The organism is Alkaliphilus serpentinus, assembly GCF_009017255.1.
GTDB lineage: Bacteria > Bacillota > Clostridia > Peptostreptococcales > Natronincolaceae > Alkaliphilus_D > Alkaliphilus_D serpentinus.
In genome coordinates, this window is sequence record NZ_WBZB01000035.1 from 12,144 (window position 1) to 34,562 (window position 22,419).

A 22,419-nucleotide genomic window follows, 5' to 3' on the forward strand; every position below is an offset into this window, starting at 1 on the left:
GGTCTCCTTCGCTATTTACTGATTATATTCCTCATTAACCAGGGTAGTTATAGTCTTTAAAACTACTTCTACTGTATTTTTAACCAGCTGAGGATCTACTGTTTCTAAGGTATCTCTTTCGGTGTGATAGTACAGAGGGTCAAAGGGCCAGTAGGCTAAAAACACCACTGGGATCCCTTGATTTTCATAGGGACTATGGTCACTCCTACCACTGAATTCCGCCACCACCTTTATATCAAGATCAAGGGCTGCTTTATAGGCAATGTTGCTCAGAAAATCATCGCTCAAGCTGTTTTCTCTTAATACTACTAAGTACTCTCCCATACCAATCATGTCAAGGTTGATCATGCCGATAACATTACTACTACTCTTGAGATGATTTGTTGTAACATTGTTACGTGAACCAATAAGGCCAACCTCTTCCGATCCGAAGGCTATATATTGAATGTCAAAGGGTAAATCAACACCCTTTAAGACCGTTGCTATTTCCAATAATCCCCCTACTCCAGAGGCATTATCGTTGGCCCCAGGACAGTTTACACTGTCGTAATGGGCACCTATAATCAGCACCTTATCTGTTTCTTTGCTACTTTCCTTCATTCCTATGATGTTGTTTGAGGTGCTATCTTCTATAAGGGTATTAACTAATAAATCAGCCTTTAATTCTCCTTCCTCTAAGGCGTCCATTATTTTTTGACCTTCAGAGGAGGAGACTCCAATTGCTGGAACTATTGATTTATCTATAAGGGTAGCCATGAGAGGGCTATCCTCTGTATTAATGATGATTACTGCCTCTGCACCCTTGATAGCGCTATTATGAACCTTATCCCTATAGAAAAGCTCTCCCCTATGAACAACTGCAATAGCCCCGGTTACATCAATACCATTAAAATCCTCCCTACGTCCTAAACCGGCATATACTAATGGTAAGTCAGTTAAACCGTCCTCCGGGGTGGAGGTTGAATAAGTAAGGCTGTTAGCTGTAATCGGTGTAGCTTCTCCCCATTGCTTTATAGTTAATTGTACCTCTTTATCCTGAAAGACCATTACTGGAAATTCTTCGGTCTCTACTTCTAATTCCAGATCTTTATAGGCTTCTGCTAAATATTTTCCAGCCTCAACTTCTCCTGGAAGTCCCGCCAACCTAGGACCAAAGCCTACTAAATCTTCTATATATTCCATTGTTCTGTCGATATCTATTTTACCTTGAAGCTCTTCAAAGGTTAGAAGGCTGACTTCTTCACTTTTAGGAGCTACTTCCACATGAGGATCGTTACATCCCGTAAAGGAAAGTATTAAAGAAAAAACAATTATAAACAGAATATATTTGTTGAAGAATAATCTCTTTTTCACAAAATCCCCCCTAACACTATTTACTATATTATACCATTTTGCATCCATGACAAATATTAAGAAAAATTCATAAAAAACCAAAAATTCTGTAAAATAGTCGTAATCACTGACTTAACCAATTCCTCGTTGCTGAAAGCGATATTATGTGATAAAATTGCTCTTATGGCAGAAAATAAAATCAAATATATAAATATATAAAGGAAGTAGGAAAATAATGAAGCGACAAGATATTAGAAATGTAGCAATAATTGCCCACGTTGATCATGGGAAAACAACCCTGGTTGATCAAATGTTAAAGCAAAGTGGAACCTTTAGAAGTAATGAGTTTGTTGAGGAAAGGGTAATGGATTCCAATGACCTAGAAAGGGAAAGAGGAATTACCATATTATCGAAAAACACTTCTGTTATGTATGGAGATGTGAAGATCAACATTATTGATACTCCTGGCCATGCAGACTTTGGTGGCGAGGTTGAGCGTATTATGAAAATGGTGGATGGCGTTCTGCTTTTGGTAGATGCTAAGGAAGGACCTATGCCCCAAACAAGATTTGTTTTACAAAAGGCTTTAAAGGAAGGTCTTAAACCAATAGTTGTGGTAAATAAAATCGATAGAACCGATGCAAGGGTTGAAGAGGTAATTGATGAGGTATTAGATTTATTTATTGCACTAGAGGCTGATGATGACCAATTGGACTTTGCAGCCGTATATGCATCTGCAAAGGACGGATTGGCAAAGCTTAATCAAGAGGATGAAGCTACAGATTTGAGACCCCTTTTTGAAGAAATTTTAAAGCAAATTCCCTGTCCTGAAGGAGATTCCGAAGCAGGTCTCCAGCTTTTAATATCCAATATCGATTATGACAAATATATTGGTAGAATTGGTATAGGAAAAATTATTAGAGGTACTGTTAAGAAAAATCAAATGGCAGTTCTTGCCAGTACCAAGGGACAAAACTTAAACGTTAAAATTAGCAATCTATATAGCTTTCAAGGCTTAGGTAGAAGAGATATTGAAGCTGCAACTGTTGGCGAAATTGTGGCCATTTCTGGTATAGCAGACATCAATATTGGCGATACCATATGCTCTGTGGATGATGTAGAGGCTGTACCCTTTGTGAAAATTGATGAGCCTACCATCTCTATGAATTTTCTAGTTAATGATAGCCCCTTTGCAGGTAAAGAGGGGAGCTTCGTAACCAGTAGACATTTAAAGGATCGATTAGATCGAGAGATGCTCTCTAACGTTGCTATGAAGCTTGAGGAAATTTCCTCCGACTGTTTTAAAGTAATGGGTAGAGGTGAACTGCATTTATCCATCCTTATTGAAACCATGAGACGAGAGGGTTATGAGTTTGCTGTATCAAGGCCAGAGGTTATTCTAAAGAAAACAGAGGATGGTCTAATGGAACCCTTCGAGACTTTATTTGTAGAGGTGCCTGAAGAGAATGTCAGTGCTGTTATTGAGAAGCTTGGCCAAAGAAAGGCAGAAATGCTGGATATGGCACCTACTGGAACAGGAATCGTTAAGCTTCAGTTCAGAATTCCTGCTAGGGGATTGATTGGTTACAGGTCAGAATTTTTAACGGATACCAAAGGTTATGGTGTCTTCCACCATTTATTTGATGGGTACGACAATTATCGTGGAGATATTCGAGTTAGAGCTAGGGGATCTTTAGTGGCCTTTGAAACGGGAACTGCTGTGGCCTATGGTTTATACAACGCCCAAGAAAGAGGTATTATGTTCATAGGACCAGGAACTGAGGTATATGAAGGAATGGTTGTTGGCGAAAGCGCAAGGCTCGAGGATATAGCTGTTAATGTATGTAAAAGAAAGCAATTAACCAATGTTAGGGCCTCAGGGAGTGATGATGCTTTGAAGCTGGTGCCACCTAGAATTTTCTCATTGGAGCAATCCTTAGAATTTATTGCCGATGATGAGCTGGTGGAGGTAACACCTAAGAATATCAGAATTCGCAAAAAGATTCTAGATAAAACAACCCGTGAAAGGGCTCAAAGAAAATAATAATAAAGAAAATAAGCAGATAACCAAATCTTTAATTTGAGTTAGTCGCTTAGCTAGAAATTTGCCATAAAACTTCATAATCTTATTTTAGAGTTTTATGGTAAATATTCTAGCTACCTTTGAAAAAATATTAAATCTTGAAGTTGTAAGATTTAAGACAGTAATACAGAATCATATGAATCATTTAAAGGGATGGCGAAAGCCATCCTTTTTCCATTAGATTTACTTTTATTTGTAAGTTTGATACAATTGAAAAGTAAAAATATAACATCAAAAGGATTCTCACAATACGAGGTGATAGAGATGAATGAAAAAAGCTTAAGGGTATTAGAGTACGGTAAAATCATAGAGATGCTTTATGAAAAGTGCACCTCTTCTTTAGGTAGACAAGTAGTTGAGGAAATGAGGCCCAGTACCGACCTTGAAGAGATTATAAGACTACAGAAGGAAACCAGCGAGGCTCAAGGAATACTAATGCAGAAGGGTAATGTACCTATTGATGGGATCCATGACATTATACATATGGTAAAAAGAACAGAAATAGGGTCATATCTAGACCCAGGTCAACTACTTACCTTAAAGGATTCCCTATCGGTGGCCCGTAGAATGAAGGCCTACATGAAGAATGATGGAAAGGATGTTAAATTCCCTATTATTGAAGACTTAGTGGGGGCATTGTTTTCATTGCGTGAAATCGAAGAAAAGATTAGTAATTGTATTTTAAGTGAGAACGAGATTGCTGATAATGCCAGCCCCCAGCTTAGGGATATTAGAAGAAGTATTTCCTCTAAAAATGACTCCATAAGGAATAAGCTGAATGGTATTATATCCTCTACCAATAATCAAAAGTATTTACAAGATGCCATCATCACCATGAGGGGTGATAGGTATGTTGTCCCTGTTAAACAGGAGCATAGGGGGAATTTTCCAGGACTAATTCATGATCAATCCTCCAGTGGTGCTACCCTCTTTATTGAGCCTATGGCAGTGGTTGAGTTAAACAACGAACTGAAGGAGTTAAGGCTTAAAGAAAAGAGAGAGATAGAAAGAATTCTAATGGAGATTTCAGCTATGATAGCTGATAAGGCCTATGAGATAAAAAGTAATCAGAAGCTGTTGCAGCAGCTGGATTTTATATTTGCCAAAGGAAAACTATCCATTACCATGAAGGCAATTGAGCCCAAGCTAAACGCCGATGGAAAAATAAAAATTAAGAGGGCCAGACACCCACTATTGCAGGGGGGTGAGGTGGTTCCTATAACCATTTGGCTAGGGGAGGGCTTTAAAACCCTTATTATAACTGGCCCTAATACAGGTGGTAAAACCGTTACCCTAAAAACCGTAGGTTTGCTTACGGTAATGGCCCAAAGTGGTCTTCATGTTCCAGCGGATTTTGGTACCAGCTTATCGGTTTTTCAGCAGGTTTATGCAGATATTGGGGATGAGCAAAGTATTGAGCAAAGTCTAAGTACCTTTTCCTCTCATATGACCAACATTGTAGACATTTTAAATAATGTAACCCCCAATAGCTTGGTGTTATTCGACGAACTTGGGGCAGGCACAGATCCTGTTGAGGGAGCAGCTTTGGCCATGGCCATACTAAATCATTTAAGGACTATAGGAAGTAGTGTTATTGCCACCACCCACTATAGTGAACTTAAGCAATTTGCCCTATCCAATGAAGATATTGAAAATGCCTCGGTGGAATTTAGCTTAGAAACCTTAAGGCCTACCTATAAGCTATTGATTGGTGTTCCTGGAAAGTCCAATGCCTTTGAAATTTCTAGAAAACTAGGATTGACGGATGATATAATCAGTGCAGCAAAGGAATTTATTTCAACGGAGGATATCCATTTTGAAGATATTCTCCAAAATATTGAAACCAATAGAAGGGCAACGGAAGAAGATCGAGAAGAAGCGAAGAGATTAAAGCTTGAATCAGAGAAACTCTTTTCTCAATATCAAGAAAAGAAGCAGCAGATAGATACCCAAAGGGATAAGGTTTTAAAGGAAGCCAAGAAGGAAGCCCAAAAGCTACTGAAGGAAGCTAAGGAGGAGGCTGAAGAAATTATTAAATCCCTTAGGGAAATGAAGCTGGAGATGGAAGAAAAGGAAATGAATAGACAGGTTGAGATAGCTAGAAAGAAGCTATCTGATAGAATAGATGATATGGGAACTGCTACAGAGGAGATTTTTGGTAAGGCCACCAACAAAAAACCTCCAACTAATCTGAAGGCAGGAGAGGCTGTAAACATACTCTCCCTTAACCAACAAGGACATGTGATAACTCCAGCCGACGAAAATGGAGAGGTTTTGGTGCAGGCGGGTATTATGAAAATCTCTATGCATATCTCAAATTTAGAACGAGTTAAGCAAGATAAGTCTACAGCAAAGCAATCCGGCGTAGGAAAGATTGTAAAAAATAAGGCCCAAAGCATCAAAAGAGAACTAGACATAAGGGGCTATAACCTAGAAGAGGCAATGCTGGAGGTAGATAAGTTCCTTGATGACTGCTATTTAACAGGGATGTCACCTGTTACCATTATCCATGGAGTGGGAACTGGCATCTTAAGCTCAGGTATTAAGCAGATGCTAAAGAAAAACAAGCATGTTAAGAGCTACCGAGGAGGACAATATGGTGAAGGCGGAGCAGGGGTAACGGTGGTGGAAGTTAAGTAGATTGAAAAATGAAGGAAGCATGGGGGATATAACATATGGAAACCATGTTAGTAAGCGCTTGTCTATTGGGGATTGATTGCAAATATTCTGGAGGTAATAACTATTCAGAAAAGCTCATGGAGCTTATAAAGTATAAAAAAGCCATACCCATTTGCCCCGAGCAACTGGGAGGCCTTACTACTCCAAGACCTCCTTCAGAAATTCAAGATGGTGAGGGAGGCGAGGTTCTAGCTGGTAAAGCTAAGGTGGTGACAGCATCCGGCAAAGATGTTACAGATGCCTTTATCAAGGGTGCTGAGGAATCCTTAAAAATCGCCAAGCTATACGGTGCTACTACAGCCATCTTAAAATCCCTTAGTCCATCCTGTGGCTGTGGGACCATCTATGATGGAAGCTTCAGTAACACTAAGAAATTAGGCAATGGGGTTACAACAGCATTATTACTTTAAAATGGAATAAGGGTATTGACAGAGGAGGATATTTAGCAACAGCTATATTTCATTCAACCGATTAGTTATTGTTTTTTAGGATATAAATTCTATAGGACAACTATTTTAAGGAGGGAAAAGAAAATGAAAAAATGGATTTCTTTATCTGTTGGGGTTCTGATGATTTTTAGTTTAGCTGCCTGCTCCAATAAGGTACAAGCCGATGATAATGATCAACAGGATAATCAACAGGAGGTTCCTATTGGTGAGAATGTGAATCCTCCAGAGACAGAAGAGGAAGCAGAAGAATTAGTATATGTATTATACCTCAAACAGAAGAATTTACCATATATCTTCCCTGACAGCTTTAGTATCATGGAGGATGATTATAGATTAGCAGATACAACCTTTGAGGAGTTTGTTATGAAGGAGTTAATTAATCAAGAGGATTTTGATGAACTTATGAATCCAATTCCCCCAGGAACTAGGGTCTTGTCAGTAACAATGGATGATAATACTGCCATTGTGGATTTATCTGAGGAGTTTGAAACAGGAATGATTGGAACAAAGAAGGACGTTGAGGCTACGGTTGCTATAATCGTGAATACACTAACCACCCTAGAAGGAATTGATAAAGTGCAAATTCTTGTGGAGGGAGAAGCCCTAACAGATTTAAAGGGTGTTGACTTAAGCAAGCCCTTTGAGTTTATAACGGATTTCTACATGGAAAAATAATTGAAATTCAAAATTCCAAATTGAAAGTTGAAAATTGAAGAAAATCAAATATTAAATAAAAAAATACACCGTCAAAATCGGTGTATTTTTTCAGACAAAAAATAGAATCCTTCGTATATATGATAGAAGCAATTAAGAATTAAGAATTAAGAATTAAAATGCTAATAAGATCTTTTAAATTTGCTATGCAAATTTTACTTAATTCAACATTCAACATTCAACATTCAACATTTAACATTTGGCATTTGACATTCAACATTGAACAATTATACCTAGAAGGGAAGGATTATAAAAATGAAAAGGAATCTTATTTTGGGGTTGACCCTAGTGATGCTAATAGCCATACTTTCATCTGGCTGTACAATTGAAATTAATAATGTAAAAAGGGATATAGATAGAATAGGTGATTTTATAGATCCTTTTTCAGAGAACTATGACAAAATCGAAAGCTTTCAGCAGGACTTTGGGGCTATAGAGGTATTGGAGATTGAAAATAGCGTAGGAACAATAGAAATTGATAAGGCCAGTGGTAGTAGCGGGTTTTTAAGCTATGATATAAAGGTTAAATCAAGACTTGGCAATGAAAAGGATGTAGAAGAGGCTATTAAGAGCATTACAGTTGACATAGTGGAGGAGGGTAATAGACTTACCATTAAGGTAGACCATGATAGGGATTTAGGGGATATATTTGAGAATAGAGTTGTAGATTTTAAAATATCTCTTCCTGACACTGTTAAAATGGTAGGAATCAATAATAGCGTTGGTTCTGTTGATATAAAGAATCTGCAGCTGGAGGAGTTAGATTTAAAGGTTAGTGTTGGTGAAATTACATTAACTGATATCATTACCAATGACTCGGATATCAACAGCAGCACAGGAAGCATCAATATCTACCATTCACAAATCGGAGGTAAGATAAATACTTCTACCGGGAGTATTGAATTTGTAGAAGGAACCCTTATGGGTGATAGTGAGGTAACCACATCAATTGGTTCCATTAACATTTCAGCAAACCTTGAAAGCAGTGGTACCTACAATTTTGTTAGCAAAACTGGATCCATAGAATTGTATCCTAATGAAGACTTTTCCTTTAAACTTGATGCTAAAGTAAACTTAGGCAGTATAGATGTTGACTTACCCATGAGCGACACCTTTTCCGATAAGGGAGAATTTAGGGGAACAAGGCTTGATGGGAAGGCTATGGTTTATGTGAATACCGATATCGGTAGTGTGGAAATCGGCAGTAAATAAGTGGTAGTTAATATTAATTAATGCATAAAAATATTGCATTCAGTAAGAATATATGATATATTATTTTGAAAATATAGGATGTAACACGATGATGAGGAGAGTAAATGTATTAAGTGTTTTAGCGAGCCAGAGTTGGTGAAAGTCTGGTACATTGATACCTTGAAGCGCACCTCTGAGGATAGGCCTGAAGCTAGTAGGGTTCTGCGGTTTCCACCGTTATCTGGAGTAGAGTGGGCAGAAATGCCAATAAGAGTGGTAACACGGGAGTAAGCTCTCGTCTCTTGATTTTAGAGACGGGGGCTTTTTATATTTAATTTTAAAGGAGGTAAGGATTTATGGATTTTAAGAAAAATTTAAGTGAGCTTTTACATCAGCAAGTAAAGGAGCTTAGTATCGAGGATATAATGCTAGCCATTGAAATCCCTAAAAACGCCGAAATGGGGGATTTTGCATTTCCTTGCTTTAAGCTTTCAAAAACTTTAAGAAAGGCACCCAACGTTATAGCACAAGATTTGGCTGGTGGAATAGAACTACCAAGGGAATTCGAGAAGGTTGAGGTTGCTGGAGGTTATTTGAATTTTTTTGCTAATAAAGCTTATTTTGCTGGTTTGGTAATTAAGGAAGTTATAGAGCAGAAGCAAAATTATGGTAGAAATACATTAGGCAAAGGAAAAAATGTTATAGTTGAATTCTCCTCACCTAACATTGCAAAACCCTTTCATATTGGTCATATAAGAACAACTGTAATTGGTAATTCCCTATATAAAATATATGATTTTTTAGGCTACAATACCATTACTATTAATCATTTGGGAGATTATGGTACCCAATTTGGCAAGCTTATTGTAGCATTTAAAGCTTGGGGTAATGAGGAAGAGGTAAAAGCTAATCCGATACCATCCTTACTTAAGCTATATGTTAAATTTCATGAAGAAGCAGAAGAAAACCCACAGCTAGAAGACGAAGGTAGGCTATGGTTTAAGAAATTAGAAGAGGGTGATGATGAAGCTTTACGTTTATGGCAATGGTTTAGAGATGTCAGCTTAGAAGAGTTTAATAGAGTATATAAAATGTTAAATATTTCATTTGATTCCTTGGCTGGAGAAAGCTTTTATTCAGACAAGATGCCTCGGGTCGTTAAGATGATGGAAGAGAAAGGTATTTTACAAGAGTCCAAGGGTGCTGATATTGTTGACTTAGAACCATATGGAATGCCACCTGCATTAATAAGAAAAAGTGATGGTTCTACATTATATATAACCAGAGATTTAGCGGCTGCAATTTATAGAAAAGAAGCCTATGATTTTTATAAAAATATATATGTCGTTGGGTCTCAGCAAAATCTACATTTCCAACAATGGAAAAAAATATTAGAACTGATGGGGAAAGAATGGGCAGAGGATTGTATTCACGTTTCCTTTGGTCTAGTTAGTCTAGAAGAGGGCACTATTGCTACTAGAAAAGGAAGAGTAGTTTTTCTAGAAGATGTTTTAAAGAAAGCTATTGAAAAAACAAAAGAAATAATAACCGATAAAAACCCTGATATAAACAATTTAGATGAGATTGCAGCTGATGTAGGAATAGGTGCTGTAGTTTTTCAAGAGTTATCCAACAATAGAATAAAGGATTATACATTTTCTTGGGATAAGGTGCTGAACTTCGAAGGGGAAACAGGACCATATGTTCAATATACCCATGCTAGGGCCTCCAGTGTCTTAAGAAGGGCAGAAGGTCAAATTACCGATAACTTTGATGGCAGTAAGCTAACGGATGAGGTAAGTATGGCTGTAGTTAAACTAATTCAGCAGTTCCCAGAGGTTATCTTAGACGCTCAAAGAAAAAATGAGCCATCCATCATAACGAGACATATTATAGATATTGCCCAATCCTTTAACCGCTTCTATCACGATCACCCAATCTTGGTTGATGATGAAGAGGTTAAGAAGGCTAGATTGGCATTGGTTTATGGAGTTAAGCAGGTTATCTACACTGGCCTTTATCTACTAGGAATAAAAGCACCAGAAAAAATGTAAAAAATGCAAAGGAAATAGCTAAAAGCGTCTAATGGACGCTTTTAGCTTTATATTCTTATTTACTATAATTAGTCTTTACTCTATTATACCTTTCTTTTGGTTTTACCCATGGGATTTGATTTTATGGTAAGAGGCCTATAATTTTGAGTGTGTTCCAATTATTCATTATTCATTATTAATTGATGTTTCATAAAAACTTGTTTATTTGATGGAAATTGTATAACATTAGTATGTATGGATTACAGAACTGTAAAGGAAGATATTATGAAGATTGAAGATAGAATTAGAAATTCCTATACTTTAATGGCCTATGGAGATGCTTTAGGCTTTGTCTATGAAAATACAGGGAAGATGGATTTTGGTGACTTTTCTGGCGATTGGGATGAAGAAAATAAGATTCATTTTCCTTCTGGACAGTGGAGTGATTTAACTCAGTTGATGCTGATAACCACCAAATCCTTGCTGGATGATGAAGGTGGCTTAAGGATTGCTATCGATTATAATCGTTTTTCTGAGGAGCTTAACTATTATCAATATTATAGAAATGGTTATCCAAGGCATATTATAAAGGCTATAGAATCTAGAGAGCTTTGTAAGGAAGAAGCATATCAAAAGGATGTTAGGGGATATGGAATTTCTCGAGTAGGGGCAATCATTTTAGCCAACAAGAATTTTACCCAAGGCTTAGAAGAAACCTACAAGAACATCTGCTACTTTAACAAACATCCTCAGGTGATACTAACGGGTTTAATTATAGCCAGGATATTCTATCTTTTGCTGGAGTATGGGGATTTCAGTAGAGAAGAGCTATTGCAAAGAATAAAGGAATTTTTAATAGAGTTAAATGTTAAGGGATTACTGGAAAATAACAAGGAGCTGAAATATCTATTAGCCTTTGAACAGGAAAGGGTAAATTACCTAATTGATTTAGATCGCTTAATCAAGGAGGATAAAATTACATTTGTGAATAATAGCTGGAGCTGCAAAAACATGCTTTTTGGAGGGCTTATTAATTATTGGAGGATCTTAAAGCTGGAAGGCTTGTATACTGAAGGAATTCCTTCCGATGATATTAAGGAATCCTTAATGCTGGCTTATGGTTTAGCTGGCCTAAATAAAGATTTGAACATTAAGACACTTTCTAATGTTACGAATTTATCCTTTATAGATAGTATGGGGGAATATACAGCAAAGCTGAGGAATTATAAAGTAAGCAAAAAGCCATATGTAGCCAGCGGTAATGATGACAATATATTCAATCTAGAGGTCGGTAAACCTTTTAAACATGATATATTTAATGTCAGTAGAATATTGGAGAAAACCATAAGGAAGGGCTATCTTTATCTTCGCTTGGAGAATAAAACCGGGAGTTATCTTCTAATAAAAAAAGACAGCTCAGACTGTTGAAAAACGATCATATTCTTTGTTACTGCAGAAACCTTGCACTTTCATTAACCCCTGAGAGACAGACCCTACCATATTACAGCCTTGCGTATTTCTGTATACGCTGCAACCGCTGGATTTCCTTGCGCCTCGACTCTAATAGCTTTTGAACAGTCTGGATTTTGTCTACTGCAAACTCAGCTGCCTTCTAATTCTAATAAAAAAAGACAGCTATTAACTGTCTTTTAGAGCTTAGGCTTATACCGAATCATTTATTTTTCGAGGGATGTTATAAATTCTTCCTCTGTTGTATTGGCCAATATACTCAATTGCTTCACAATTGTATTTTTTAATTCAATGAAGGAAGAAATATTAGTATGTTCTCCAGTATATTCAAGGGCTTTTATAATAAGAAGCATATCTCTTTTTGATATTTCTTCTACTGATATAGTTGAAAATTCCTCCATCAACAGTCTCCTTTCTTTGTAGCGTTATGATTACTATTACTATTTCTACAAATATAGACAAATACCTTCAAAATTCAATAACATTTTTATTAAATGAACATGGGGTGATATATATGTTGGACGAAAAATACTTAAAGTACTATGATAGAGAAGCAATCTCTAAAATATGGACATTGGCGTGGCCAGTAATGGTTGGTCAGCTCCTTCATACCATGATGGTTATAGCTGACATGTGGTTTATCGCTAAGCTTGGTAGTGTAGAAGCAGCTGCAGCAGGTACAGGAACCTCATTAATAGGTGTAATTCATGTGTTTCCTGCCCTTGTAGCTTCAGGAGCTATAGCTTTGGTTGCTAGATTTACAGGAGCAGAAGATGAAAAAAATATCAAAGCTATAACAGTTAATGGAATTTTCTTGTCGATAATAGCTGGCCTGATTACAATGGTATTAAGCTTTATCTTTGTTGATCAACTGCTGTGGATCTTCGGAGATGCTGATAAAACCCTTCTTGGTTTGGCGAAGGAATATATCACTGTTGCGCTAATTGGGGTACCTTTCTTTTTTTACAATGCAACCACCAGAGCTGTGGTACAGGCAACGGGAGATACAAAAAATCCTGTTAAGGTCTTTGTTTTTGCAAATATCGTAAATATCCTACTGGATTACTTCTTTATAATGGTACTAGGCAAGGGAATCGGTGGGGCCGCTGCTGCTACTGTAATAGCAGAGATTAGTGCCTTTACCTTAATGAGTATCCTTGTTTTCAGAAATATCTATAAGGGTCAAATCAAAAGCCTCGTCAATTCCTTATCCATTAATTTAGGAATGGCTATAAGAATCTTGAAAATTGGAATATTCGCTGTTCTACAAATGATTACAAGACCCTTTACAGGGCTTATTATGTTCAGGATTGTTTTAGCTCAAGGGGTAGCTGCAGGGGCTGCCTTTGGAATTGGTGGACGAATGTTCAATTTCGTTTTTATATTTTTAGCTGGTTTAGGTACGGCCATGTCGGTTATGGTGGGGCAAAGCCTTGGTAAAAAAGATTATGCTGCTGTAGACCAGCTAATAAAGCAGGGTAAAGCTTTAGCAACATTCAATATGTTGATCTTTGCAATTCCCTTTTATATCTTTCCTAAGCTATTAATTGGTGCATTTGTACAAGATGCAGAGGTTATTCAAATTGGAGCAGAATATCTGAGGATTACCTATACAGGAGTACTATTTGTGGTTTTCCCTGTTACATATGGTTCTGCCTTTGCAGGGGCAGGCGATACCTTTCCGCCTATGCTGGCTTCTATCCTTGGAAATTGGGGGATTAAGATCCCATTAGCCTACATATTGACTCATTTCTTTTCCTTCTCTGCAACAGGAGTATGGTGGGCCATCGCTTTATCGGTAGTTATGGAGGCCATCGTTTTGACAATTTGGTTTTATAAGGGTAAGTGGAAGGAGAAGAAAATATAGGAGGGTAATGAAGAATGTTGAATGTTGAATGTTGAATTAATGTAGCTTCGTTATGACGAAGCACTATAATGATTGGAAACCAAAGGACCTGGTTCATGACCAAGTCCTTGTTTTTTTCTAACCTCTGTTTTCCAGTCTTTAACCTCTAATTCTATGCCACCCTAAAGGAATAGTTCTTTGTAGCATGATAGGCTATATACATTGCAACAACCGAGGCTGCATATATTGAACTCTTTACATCATTTATGGTGCTTTCGCCTCTAAGCTGGTACTGATTATGAAGAAAATCTACTACATTTTGAATGGTAGAAACCGAGAAATTATCAACATTAAAGTGACTTTTTTCAATGTTTAACTTCTCTTCAAAGTCTCTAAATTGCATATGTAGATTTGTCTCATATCTCATATGGCTAAAGAAGTTGTTTTCATAGGTTAATCGGTCATTGTGGGGTACGCAAAAAAAGTCTGCTATAAAGTGGGTTACAACTCCTATCTGTCTAGAAAATAGCTTTAAAAATTCACTGTTTGAAACAAGGCTGTGCTTTGACAACTCCAAGGCTTCGTGCATGATAAAGCTAAAGGATTGAGGTTTGAAATGATCAAGTAATAATAACCTTGGGGCAATATCTGGTTTTATACTTCCGTAAATCAAGCTTTTTTTATTTAATTCAATTCCTAGATGGTCTTTTACATTATCATAAACATGTTCTGAAATAATTTTATGGGTAATTGGTAACAAAACGGCAACAACCTTTCTTAATTAATAACAACTATTACTATTATAAAAAAATATCTTCCTTCTGGCAATGGGTGTTTTATATTAATATGTAAAAATAAAACTTTACATGATCCTGTTGCCTATTTTCCAAACAAAGATTTCAATAAGCTTTCCATAACCCCTGCTTTATCAATGCTATAATATATACTGATGGCCTTATATCCAAACTGGATGTGATTTATGATGATATTTTCTGGTCCTTCTAAGGGAATTAAATATCCCTCTGTTAAGTATTCTTCCTTTAAGATCCTCTTTACTACAGTGGGAGGTAGCTTTAATCTAGAAATCTTTACGTCAGCTACCACCATGGCTAAAGTATTGGCCTCTTTGTTATGAAAGGGAACTAAAGTAACCTGAAGTTTTACAGGTAGAATAGAATACTTACCATAAATCAAGAGTAGGATCTCATCTTCATTTAACCTTAGGTCAATTGCTTCTAATGAAAAACTATTGGGTGATTGATTAAGAGCTATTTCTGTAAAATGCTGATGTATGTAGCCATTTAATTCTTCCTCGGTTATCACATATTTATTTTTTTCAAAAAGCTGAAGATTATCACTGGAAATTTTATTAATAAAGTAATCAACATCATAGACAATTTCTGTAGATATTTCAGGAGCTGGTAATGGAGAATACAAGAGTGTAACGGAAATAACTACAAAGGATAATAATAGGGTTAGTAGGATGATTACAAACCGCTTCATAAAATCACCTTTTCTTTGAAATTTTACCTTTCAAAAGCTATTATACCATATTATCATTACCAAACTGCAAATTCTAATCAAACTATGTTATAATGTATATGAATTTCCAACGGGAGGGGTATTAATGCATAAAGTAAAGAATTTGGTTGCAATCGAAAATCTATTAAGGGAAGATCCCTTTGCCAATTTAAATGTAATTGGGAGAATGGCAAGTAATAGAAATGTTGATATTTATGTAGATAACCTAGAAAATCCTCAGGGCTTTATCCTGAAGGATGAAGAGTTTTTAGCTCCCTATAGTAGGAATGAAGAAGTAATTAAGGGGCTACTAGATCATATTCAAAAGGATGACATGATTGATTTTTGTGGTATACCAGTGAAAATGGCAAGTCTTGTGGAAAACTATTTAACAGATTATGAAATGAACTGGGAAGAGGATTGCCACCTGTATTACTTGCCTGAGGACAAAGTTAAAGAATTTATAGCAGATGAAACCTTACCTTCCCTCAAGGAGGAGGATGTTGATATTGTAAATCAACATTATACCTATAAGGGTGAAGGCTCAAGGGAATATTTGTTGGAGTGTATATTAAATAGACCCTCGTCGGTGATTCGAAATGATGGGGGAGAACCAGTTTCATGGGCCTTGGTAAGGGAAGATTACTCCATGGGGGTGATGTATACCCTAAAGGAATGCCGAAAAAAGGGTTTGGCAGAAAAAATAACCCAAGATTTAATATATAAAGTGATTCAGAAGGGATATACTCCATATGTACATATCATTTGGGGGAATACTGCATCTATGGGCTTGGCAGAAAAAAGTGGAATGATCAACTGGGGCCATATTAGATGGTTTGGTTTAAAACGAAAATAAGAAAAGAGGAATAGAATTGAGGATTCTATTAACTGCGTTAAATGCTAAATACATCCATACAAATTTGGCTATACGCTACTTAAAAAAAACCATAGAAAGTGATTTCTCAGATGTAGAGATGCTGGAATTCACCATTAATCATCATCAGGAGTATATATTGGCAGAAATATACAAAAGAAATCCTGAAATCCTGTGCTTTTCATGTTATATTTGGAATATACAAATGGTATTAGAGCTCTGTAGTAATATTAAAAAGGTATTGCCCGACACCATAATTATTTTAGGTGGGCCTGAGGTATCCTTTGAGACAGAAGAATTGATGAAGGATCATGATTGTATAGATTTTATAGTGGTGGGTGAAGGAGAGGGAAGTTTTAAAAGCCTATTGAAAGCCCTAGAGGATTTTAGTGATATCACCGTGGTTGATGACATTGTTTTTAGAGCTAGAGGGAAGATTCATGCTTCAAAGAAGGCCTGTGCCTTTGTTTCTATGGAGGAATTGCCCTTTCCCTATCAGGATGAAGAGCTGAGTGAGGACAAAATTATCTATTATGAGAGCTCAAGGGGTTGCCCCTTTAACTGTCAGTACTGTTTATCCTCTACCTTTAGTGGGGTCAACTATCTACCAGTTGAGAGGGTAAAGAAGGAATTATCCTTTTTTATGAGTCAAAGAGTGAAGCAGGTGAAGTTTGTTGATAGAACCTTTAATGCCAATAAGAAAAATACCAAGGAGATTCTTCAATTTCTACTGGATAATCACAATGGTGTAACCAATTTTCATTTTGAGGTAGCAGCTGATTTAATTGATGACGAGATGCTGGAGCTTTTGAAAAGGGCACCCATAGGATTGTTTCAATTTGAGATAGGGGTACAAAGCACCAATGAGGACACCTTAAGGGCTATAGACAGAAAGACCAACTTTGATTTGTTGAAGGCTGCTGTTACGAAAATCTCATCCTTTAAAAATATCCATCAACATTTGGATTTGATAGTGGGGCTTCCCTATGAAGATTATTATTCCTTTAGAAAATCCTTTAATGATGTTTTTGAGCTGCGACCAGAAAAGCTTCAAGTAGGTTTTTTAAAACTCCTTAAGGGTTCAGGATTGAGAATTAATCAAGAATCCTTTGGGTATAGGTTTAATAGTCAACCTCCCTATGAGGTTTTACAAAATGATTATATGAGCTATGGTGAAATCATTCAGCTAAAGGGTGCAGAAGAGATGGTTGAAACCTACTGGAACTCGGGCCTGTTTAAAGCCTCAATAGAGCTTTTAATGAACAACTTTTACTCCAACTCCTTTAACTTCTTTCAAAGGCTATGGAGATACTGGGAGGGGCAAGGCTACCATCACCAGGCAAATGGTAAGAATCAGTTATATAACATATTATTAGATTTCTATATAGAAGAAGGCCACGGAAGGGCTGAGGTTTTTAAAGAGGTTCTTAAGCTGGATTACCTAAAGAATACGAAGACTACTACTCTACCACCTTTCTTCACCAGACATCAAGAGGAGGATTTTAAAAATAAGTGCCATGAGTTTTTACAAAAAGAGGCTAATCTATTAGAATATCTTCCTGAATACATCAATCAACCAGCTAAGCAAATTATTAAACGAGTACATTTCGAAGTATTTAATTATGATGTTTTAGCCCTTGAGGTTAATCCTAGTTTATTAAAGACCATAAATGAAGAGAAAACCATTTTATTATTTGATTATCAGATGGAAAGTAAGGCTTTAAACGATTCAAAATATTTTAATATAGCCTTCTTAAATATGGAATAAAAAATATCGATTGGCGGTGATCTAATGGAAATTTTGAAGGACCTTTTCTACACCAATAGTAATGTTGCAAAGAAGACTGTAAAGAGTCTAATGAAAAACTGGACAGTAATATTTTTAGGGCTCTTTTATATGCTTGCCAATTTAATCATGCTGGCTATTTTACCCTACTTCTGGATTCTGGGCGGTCTAATTCAGATAATCGTCAACAGCGCCCTTATATCCAGCTACCTATATGTAATGAATTGTATTATAACCAAAGATCGGGTGACGCTACAGGATTTTAAATATGGATTTGGGGTCTACCTTCGTAAGGTTTGGGGGATTTTATTTATTGCTTACGTAGCATCAATGGGTATCAATCTATTGATTTTGCCAATTATCGGTAGAGCTCTAAGCCCAACAGCCATTGCTCTCATATATTATTTTCTCATATTGGTATTGCTAAACCCCCTTCCAGAAACAATTTATCAAAAGCATTATGGACCTTTGGATTCCCTTAGCTATTCCATTAGCTTTATTAAGGATAATTGGATTGAATGGCTCATACCCAATGCCCTTCTTATCGGTGTATTGTATCTTTTTCTAAGAAACTTCATAGTAGCTATGCTATTTATGTATGTTCCCATTAGAGCCTTTACCAATCCTATTGTGATTGTTTTTTATCTCATAGGTCAAATTTGGTTTACCTTCCTGATGATCTATAGAGGTTACCTATTTGATTTGCTAAGCACCAGTAATAGAAGAAAAAGAATGTTTATGAGGAGATTTTAAAAACAGGAGGAGAAATAATGAATAAAAAAAGCATAAATCCACAAACCTTGATGTATCCTCTACCAAGTGTAATGGTATCCTGTGGCGACGTAGATGGTGAGAAAAATATTATAACCATTTCATGGACTGGTATCATAGCATCAGATCCACCAATGCTATCCATATCTGTACGTCCTGAGCGATACTCTTATAAATTCATCAAAGAGAATATGGATTTTGTTGTAAATATCCCTGATATTAAGCTTGCAAGGGAAAATGATTTCTGCGGAGTGAAGTCTGGAAGAGAGGTTGATAAGTTTAAAGAGTTAAAGCTTACCGCTGCTGCTTCAGAAAGGATTAAATCCCCTATTATCAAGGAATGCCCTATCAATCTAGAGTGTAAAGTTCAGGAGGTATTAGAGCTGGGCTCCCATCATATGTTCGTGGCTGAAATCGTAAATGTACAGGTTGATGAAAAGATGGTTGAAAATAATTCTGTTGAGTTAAAGCCTGAGGACTTCTTTGTTTATATTAAAGGCAAATATGTGGGCCTTGGTGAGGTTATTGGAACTGCAGGCTACAGCCTAAAATAACGGCATTGGGGGGATTTATATGGATATAGTATTTGAAAAAATGCAGGTTGGTGATATACCTGCGGCTGTAAAGCTATTTGCAAAGCTGAAGGAGGAAAGGGCGGAGGTGTCCTTTGCAGAGGTGTTAGATGAAGAAGCGATGAGAGAGTGGTTTAATAATCCATCATATTATCTATATGTGGCTAAAAGCAATGGCAAACTGGGGGCAGTTTTTAGATGTATGCGAGGAGAAAGCTATAAAAACCATAGTGGGTTTTTAACCATAGCTGTAGATCCAGAGTTTAGAGGTAAGCATATGGCCAGCAGCTTTACTAGATATTGTTTAGATCAACTGAAAAATGAAGGTATACAGCTGGTTAGGGCCTATATCTACAGTGATAATATACCCTCAATAAATACAGTTTTAAAATGCGGCTTCACCCTTTCCGGAAATGTATATAAGCACCATTATAAAGAGGATAAGGGCTATTATGTGGATGATCTAATTTTCCATAAGGAATTATAATATAACCCAGGAGGTTCACATGCTATCAAAAATTGAAGCTTATTTAAAGGATAAAACCCAAGAGCTATCCTTTCTAACAATTAAAGGAGATGCAAATTTAGGCATAAAGGGCTATAGCCTCCCTGGTGAGGGCTTAGATGTACCCGTCCTTACAGAGGAGCTTGCAGCCAGCATAAAGGCAGGGAAGGGTGATGAAATTAAAATCACTTCTATAATTAAGGGGATGATTTTTACTTTAGGGATAGATTCCAGCTTTAAATATAAAGAGGAATACATTAAGTTTTTAAGGGCTGCCAATCCTTCAATAGAAGAATATATATTCTATCAATCAACTCTATTCGGCCAAGGAACCCTAGAAGAAATTATATTCTTAAAGGCGTTAATCACCATCAATCCATCCAATAATAGAGGTCTATTAAGCTATGGAATCACCCTTGTAAACTATGGTGAAGGTAAGCTTAAGGATAAGGGTTATGAAAAACAATATCGTAGCTTTATTAGTGAAGGGAAAAACATTTTAGAAGAGCTCCTAAATCGAGGAGTTAATGAAGCCCTTATTTATTATAATTTAGCCTACATATATAAAACTCAAAAGAAATACGTAAAAGCCGAGCTCATGGCGGAGAGGCTTCTTGAAGTTTCCGATGAAGAGCTTTTAAAGGATCATATGATTTTACTTTTGGGTGAAATAAAGGATCTAGCCCTTTACGAAGAAGGCTATGAAGCGATCTTATCTTGTGAAGCCCAAAGGGGATTGCCCTTATTGGAGGGATTATTAGAACAATATCCGAAATGGTGGAATCTAAGATTCTTTATAGGCCTAGGCTACCGTCAATTGGGAGACTATGATAGTGCACTAGAACAATTTATAGAAGTATTGGAATTAAAACATAATCAGTTGGATACTTTAGTGGAAGTAGGATTATGTCATGCAGCCTTAGGAAACAATATGGATGCAGTAGATTATTTTGAATTAGCCCTTGAATTGGGAGGAGAGAATTCTGAGATATTATGCAACCTGGCAATAGCCCATATACAAGCAGGCGACTACCAAGCTGCAAGGGAAGCCATAGAAAAGTCCTTAGATTTAAATTCAGAGGATGCGATAGCTAAGCATGTATATGACAACTTGATGGCTAGGATAGAGGCTGATAATAAATAATTGGTGAAGAACTAGCCAATAACTATTAGTAAATAGTTCAAGGCAGTGAAAGATATAAATGAGTTTAAAAATTCTTGAAGGAAATTATCAATTTTTATAGAATATAACAATGTTTACTAAAAAATTTTAAATACTAAAAATAATTTAAAATATGAGGTGATTAGATTGATTAAGAATTTAGCTGAGTTAATCAAACAGGCAAAAACACAAATGAAGATGAAGCTTGCTGTTGCTGCTGCTCAAGATCATGATGTTTTGATGGCTGTTAAGGAAGCCCAAGAGCTAGGGATTATTGAAGGAATACTAGTGGGTGATGAAGAAGAAATAAAAACTATTGCAAAAGAAATCAGTATGGATTTATCAAAGTTTGAAGTTATTAATAAAGCTGACCTAATGGAGGCTGCTTTAAAGGCAGTATCCTTGGTATCCTCGGGAGCTGCAGATTTTGTAATGAAGGGTATTATTGATACTTCAATTCTATTGAAAGCAGTGTTGGATAAGGAGGTTGGACTAAGAACCGATAGACTTTTAAGCCATGTAATGGTTTATGAGCTAGAGGCATACCATAAGCTGTTGTTCTTAACAGATGGGGGTATGAATATTCAACCAAGCCTTGAAGAAAAAAAGGGTATTTTAATGAATGCCGTATTATCTGCCAAGGCATTAGGAAATAAAGAGGTTAAAGTAGCTTGTTTAGCCGCTAAGGAAAAAGTAAGTGAAAAGATGCCATCAACTGTTGATGGTGCAGAATTAAAGAATCTTGCAGGAGAGGGTGCCTTTGGAGATGGAGTTATGGTTGAGGGACCTATAGCCTTTGATTTAGCAGTTTCGAAGGAAGCCGCAGAAATTAAGGGCTACAAGAGCTCTGTGGCAGGTGAGGCAGATATAATCTTAGTTCCAACCATCGAGGTTGGAAATGGTGTAGGTAAAGCCCTTACCTATATGGCCCACGGAAAATCAGCGGGTATTATCATGGGAGCAAAGGCTCCTGTAGTATTGGTTTCAAGGGCTGATACAGCTGAGACAAAACTTTATTCAATCGCCTTAGGAAGTGTTGTGGCAGCCAACAAATAGGTATTCTAAATAAGTCAAATATATAGAAATGAGGAGGAAGCTTGAATCCTTCTCATTTTTGTTTCTTCAATAGAACACTTATCAAGTTTGTATATGAGTAAAAGCTATAGGGTATTGGGTATAACCCCTTGTTAATACTCATACTTTTTAGGACTGCGACGAAGACTATATTTTTTATAGGAACTGAAGGTTTGATGTAAAAAAGTATCATCGATGTAATATCAGAAATAAATGCTTTTATTCTAAAGTATATTTTAATCGAATAGATGGCAGACTAAAAAAGATGTTGAGATTTTAATTCTTAATCAGACCCTTAAATCTCATCTACTCGTATGAAGGGATATTATTAATTGGGTGAAATGAAAAAGTAACTTC

Annotated in this window: 19 protein-coding genes and 1 other annotated feature; of the genes, 15 read left to right on the plus strand and 4 right to left on the minus strand. The window is 36.5% G+C overall.

Going from position 1 to position 22,419, the window contains the following annotated elements; genetic code table 11:
* Window positions 1-15: 15 nt before the first annotated feature.
* The gene (locus F8153_RS09775) at window positions 16-1,353 is read right to left on the minus strand and encodes a M28 family metallopeptidase (protein WP_192929760.1); all 1,338 of its coding nucleotides are present in this window, start codon (window positions 1,351-1,353) and stop codon (window positions 16-18) included.
* A 214-nt stretch (window positions 1,354-1,567) separates the two neighbouring features.
* Here F8153_RS09775 and typA point away from each other — a divergent pair, with 214 nt between their 5' ends.
* The 7 genes from typA to F8153_RS09810 all read left to right on the plus strand — a co-directional run bounded on the left by typA (window position 1,568) and on the right by F8153_RS09810 (window position 11,909).
* Complete coding sequence (gene typA, locus F8153_RS09780) at window positions 1,568-3,376, plus strand: translational GTPase TypA (RefSeq protein WP_151866183.1); 1,809 nt, start codon at window positions 1,568-1,570, stop codon at window positions 3,374-3,376.
* Window positions 3,377-3,679: 303 nt separating this feature from the next.
* A complete protein-coding gene (locus F8153_RS09785) occupies window positions 3,680-6,055 on the plus strand; it encodes an endonuclease MutS2 (RefSeq protein WP_151866184.1) in 2,376 nt (791 codons plus the stop codon).
* Between the two features lie 35 nt (window positions 6,056-6,090).
* Window positions 6,091-6,504, plus strand: a complete 414-nt coding sequence (locus F8153_RS09790; RefSeq protein WP_151866185.1) for a DUF523 domain-containing protein — start codon at window positions 6,091-6,093, stop codon at window positions 6,502-6,504.
* Between the two features lie 123 nt (window positions 6,505-6,627).
* Window positions 6,628-7,218: a GerMN domain-containing protein gene (locus tag F8153_RS09795; protein WP_151866186.1), complete on the plus strand. Its 591-nt coding sequence runs from the start codon at window positions 6,628-6,630 to the stop codon at window positions 7,216-7,218.
* Between the two features lie 294 nt (window positions 7,219-7,512).
* Window positions 7,513-8,469 carry a DUF4097 family beta strand repeat-containing protein gene (locus F8153_RS09800; protein ID WP_151866187.1) on the plus strand — a complete coding sequence of 319 codons (957 nt, stop codon included), beginning with the start codon at window positions 7,513-7,515 and terminating at the stop codon, window positions 8,467-8,469.
* Window positions 8,470-8,548: 79 nt separating this feature from the next.
* Window positions 8,549-8,754: a binding site (T-box leader), on the plus strand.
* Window positions 8,755-8,804: 50 nt separating this feature from the next.
* Window positions 8,805-10,502, plus strand: coding sequence for an arginine--tRNA ligase (gene argS / locus F8153_RS09805; protein WP_151866188.1), 1,698 nt, complete (start codon window positions 8,805-8,807; stop codon window positions 10,500-10,502).
* A 234-nt stretch (window positions 10,503-10,736) separates the two neighbouring features.
* Window positions 10,737-11,909: an ADP-ribosylglycohydrolase family protein gene (locus tag F8153_RS09810; RefSeq protein ID WP_151866189.1), complete on the plus strand. Its 1,173-nt coding sequence runs from the start codon at window positions 10,737-10,739 to the stop codon at window positions 11,907-11,909.
* Window positions 11,910-12,157: 248 nt separating this feature from the next.
* On the opposite strand, the gene F8153_RS09815 is transcribed toward F8153_RS09810, so the two are convergent.
* Window positions 12,158-12,352: a hypothetical protein gene (locus F8153_RS09815; protein WP_151866190.1), complete on the minus strand. Its 195-nt coding sequence runs from the start codon at window positions 12,350-12,352 to the stop codon at window positions 12,158-12,160.
* 113 nt (window positions 12,353-12,465) lie between these two features.
* Between F8153_RS09815 and F8153_RS09820 the strand changes: the two genes are divergently transcribed.
* Window positions 12,466-13,818: an MATE family efflux transporter gene (locus F8153_RS09820; protein WP_192929761.1), complete on the plus strand. Its 1,353-nt coding sequence runs from the start codon at window positions 12,466-12,468 to the stop codon at window positions 13,816-13,818.
* Window positions 13,819-13,969: 151 nt separating this feature from the next.
* On the opposite strand, the gene F8153_RS09825 is transcribed toward F8153_RS09820, so the two are convergent.
* The gene (locus tag F8153_RS09825; RefSeq protein WP_151866192.1) at window positions 13,970-14,557 is read right to left on the minus strand and encodes a zinc dependent phospholipase C family protein; all 588 of its coding nucleotides are present in this window, start codon (window positions 14,555-14,557) and stop codon (window positions 13,970-13,972) included.
* A 119-nt stretch (window positions 14,558-14,676) separates the two neighbouring features.
* Window positions 14,677-15,300 (minus strand): hypothetical protein, encoded by a 624-nt coding sequence (locus F8153_RS09830; protein WP_151866193.1) that lies wholly within the window; start codon window positions 15,298-15,300, stop codon window positions 14,677-14,679.
* A 124-nt stretch (window positions 15,301-15,424) separates the two neighbouring features.
* Between F8153_RS09830 and F8153_RS09835 the strand changes: the two genes are divergently transcribed.
* The 7 genes from F8153_RS09835 to F8153_RS09865 all read left to right on the plus strand — a co-directional run bounded on the left by F8153_RS09835 (window position 15,425) and on the right by F8153_RS09865 (window position 22,044).
* Complete coding sequence (locus tag F8153_RS09835) at window positions 15,425-16,174, plus strand: GNAT family N-acetyltransferase (RefSeq protein ID WP_151866194.1); 750 nt, start codon at window positions 15,425-15,427, stop codon at window positions 16,172-16,174.
* A gap of 16 nt (window positions 16,175-16,190) precedes the next feature.
* Entirely contained in the window at window positions 16,191-17,960 is a 1,770-nt protein-coding gene (locus F8153_RS09840) for a B12-binding domain-containing radical SAM protein (protein ID WP_151866195.1), read from the plus strand.
* 24 nt (window positions 17,961-17,984) lie between these two features.
* Window positions 17,985-18,731, plus strand: coding sequence for a hypothetical protein (locus F8153_RS09845; RefSeq protein WP_151866196.1), 747 nt, complete (start codon window positions 17,985-17,987; stop codon window positions 18,729-18,731).
* 17 nt (window positions 18,732-18,748) lie between these two features.
* Window positions 18,749-19,303 carry a flavin reductase family protein gene (locus F8153_RS09850; protein ID WP_151866197.1) on the plus strand — a complete coding sequence of 185 codons (555 nt, stop codon included), beginning with the start codon at window positions 18,749-18,751 and terminating at the stop codon, window positions 19,301-19,303.
* A 19-nt stretch (window positions 19,304-19,322) separates the two neighbouring features.
* Window positions 19,323-19,808 (plus strand): GNAT family N-acetyltransferase, encoded by a 486-nt coding sequence (locus F8153_RS09855; RefSeq protein WP_151866198.1) that lies wholly within the window; start codon window positions 19,323-19,325, stop codon window positions 19,806-19,808.
* A 19-nt stretch (window positions 19,809-19,827) separates the two neighbouring features.
* Entirely contained in the window at window positions 19,828-20,970 is a 1,143-nt protein-coding gene (locus F8153_RS09860) for a tetratricopeptide repeat protein (RefSeq protein ID WP_151866199.1), read from the plus strand.
* 165 nt (window positions 20,971-21,135) lie between these two features.
* Window positions 21,136-22,044 carry a bifunctional enoyl-CoA hydratase/phosphate acetyltransferase gene (locus F8153_RS09865; RefSeq protein WP_151866200.1) on the plus strand — a complete coding sequence of 303 codons (909 nt, stop codon included), beginning with the start codon at window positions 21,136-21,138 and terminating at the stop codon, window positions 22,042-22,044.
* Window positions 22,045-22,419: the final 375 nt, after the last annotated feature.

Excerpts from the sequence above, each read along its gene's own strand:
- F8153_RS09800 (WP_151866187.1), top strand. The coding sequence starts at position 7,513 with ATGAAAAGGAATCTTATTTTGGGGTTGACCCTAGTGATGCTAATAGCC.
- F8153_RS09795 (WP_151866186.1), top strand. The coding sequence starts at position 6,628 with ATGAAAAAATGGATTTCTTTATCTGTTGGGGTTCTGATGATTTTTAGT.
- F8153_RS09860 (WP_151866199.1), top strand. The coding sequence starts at position 19,828 with ATGCTATCAAAAATTGAAGCTTATTTAAAGGATAAAACCCAAGAGCTA.
- F8153_RS09790 (WP_151866185.1), top strand. The coding sequence starts at position 6,091 with ATGGAAACCATGTTAGTAAGCGCTTGTCTATTGGGGATTGATTGCAAA.
- F8153_RS09845 (WP_151866196.1), top strand. The coding sequence starts at position 17,985 with ATGGAAATTTTGAAGGACCTTTTCTACACCAATAGTAATGTTGCAAAG.
- typA (WP_151866183.1), top strand. The coding sequence starts at position 1,568 with ATGAAGCGACAAGATATTAGAAATGTAGCAATAATTGCCCACGTTGAT.
- argS (WP_151866188.1), top strand. The coding sequence starts at position 8,805 with ATGGATTTTAAGAAAAATTTAAGTGAGCTTTTACATCAGCAAGTAAAG.
- F8153_RS09815 (WP_151866190.1), bottom strand. The coding sequence starts at position 12,352 with ATGGAGGAATTTTCAACTATATCAGTAGAAGAAATATCAAAAAGAGAT.
- F8153_RS09835 (WP_151866194.1), top strand. The coding sequence starts at position 15,425 with ATGCATAAAGTAAAGAATTTGGTTGCAATCGAAAATCTATTAAGGGAA.
- F8153_RS09855 (WP_151866198.1), top strand. The coding sequence starts at position 19,323 with ATGGATATAGTATTTGAAAAAATGCAGGTTGGTGATATACCTGCGGCT.
- F8153_RS09810 (WP_151866189.1), top strand. The coding sequence starts at position 10,737 with ATGGATTACAGAACTGTAAAGGAAGATATTATGAAGATTGAAGATAGA.
- F8153_RS09830 (WP_151866193.1), bottom strand. The coding sequence starts at position 15,300 with ATGAAGCGGTTTGTAATCATCCTACTAACCCTATTATTATCCTTTGTA.
- F8153_RS09820 (WP_192929761.1), top strand. The coding sequence starts at position 12,466 with ATGTTGGACGAAAAATACTTAAAGTACTATGATAGAGAAGCAATCTCT.
- F8153_RS09785 (WP_151866184.1), top strand. The coding sequence starts at position 3,680 with ATGAATGAAAAAAGCTTAAGGGTATTAGAGTACGGTAAAATCATAGAG.
- F8153_RS09850 (WP_151866197.1), top strand. The coding sequence starts at position 18,749 with ATGAATAAAAAAAGCATAAATCCACAAACCTTGATGTATCCTCTACCA.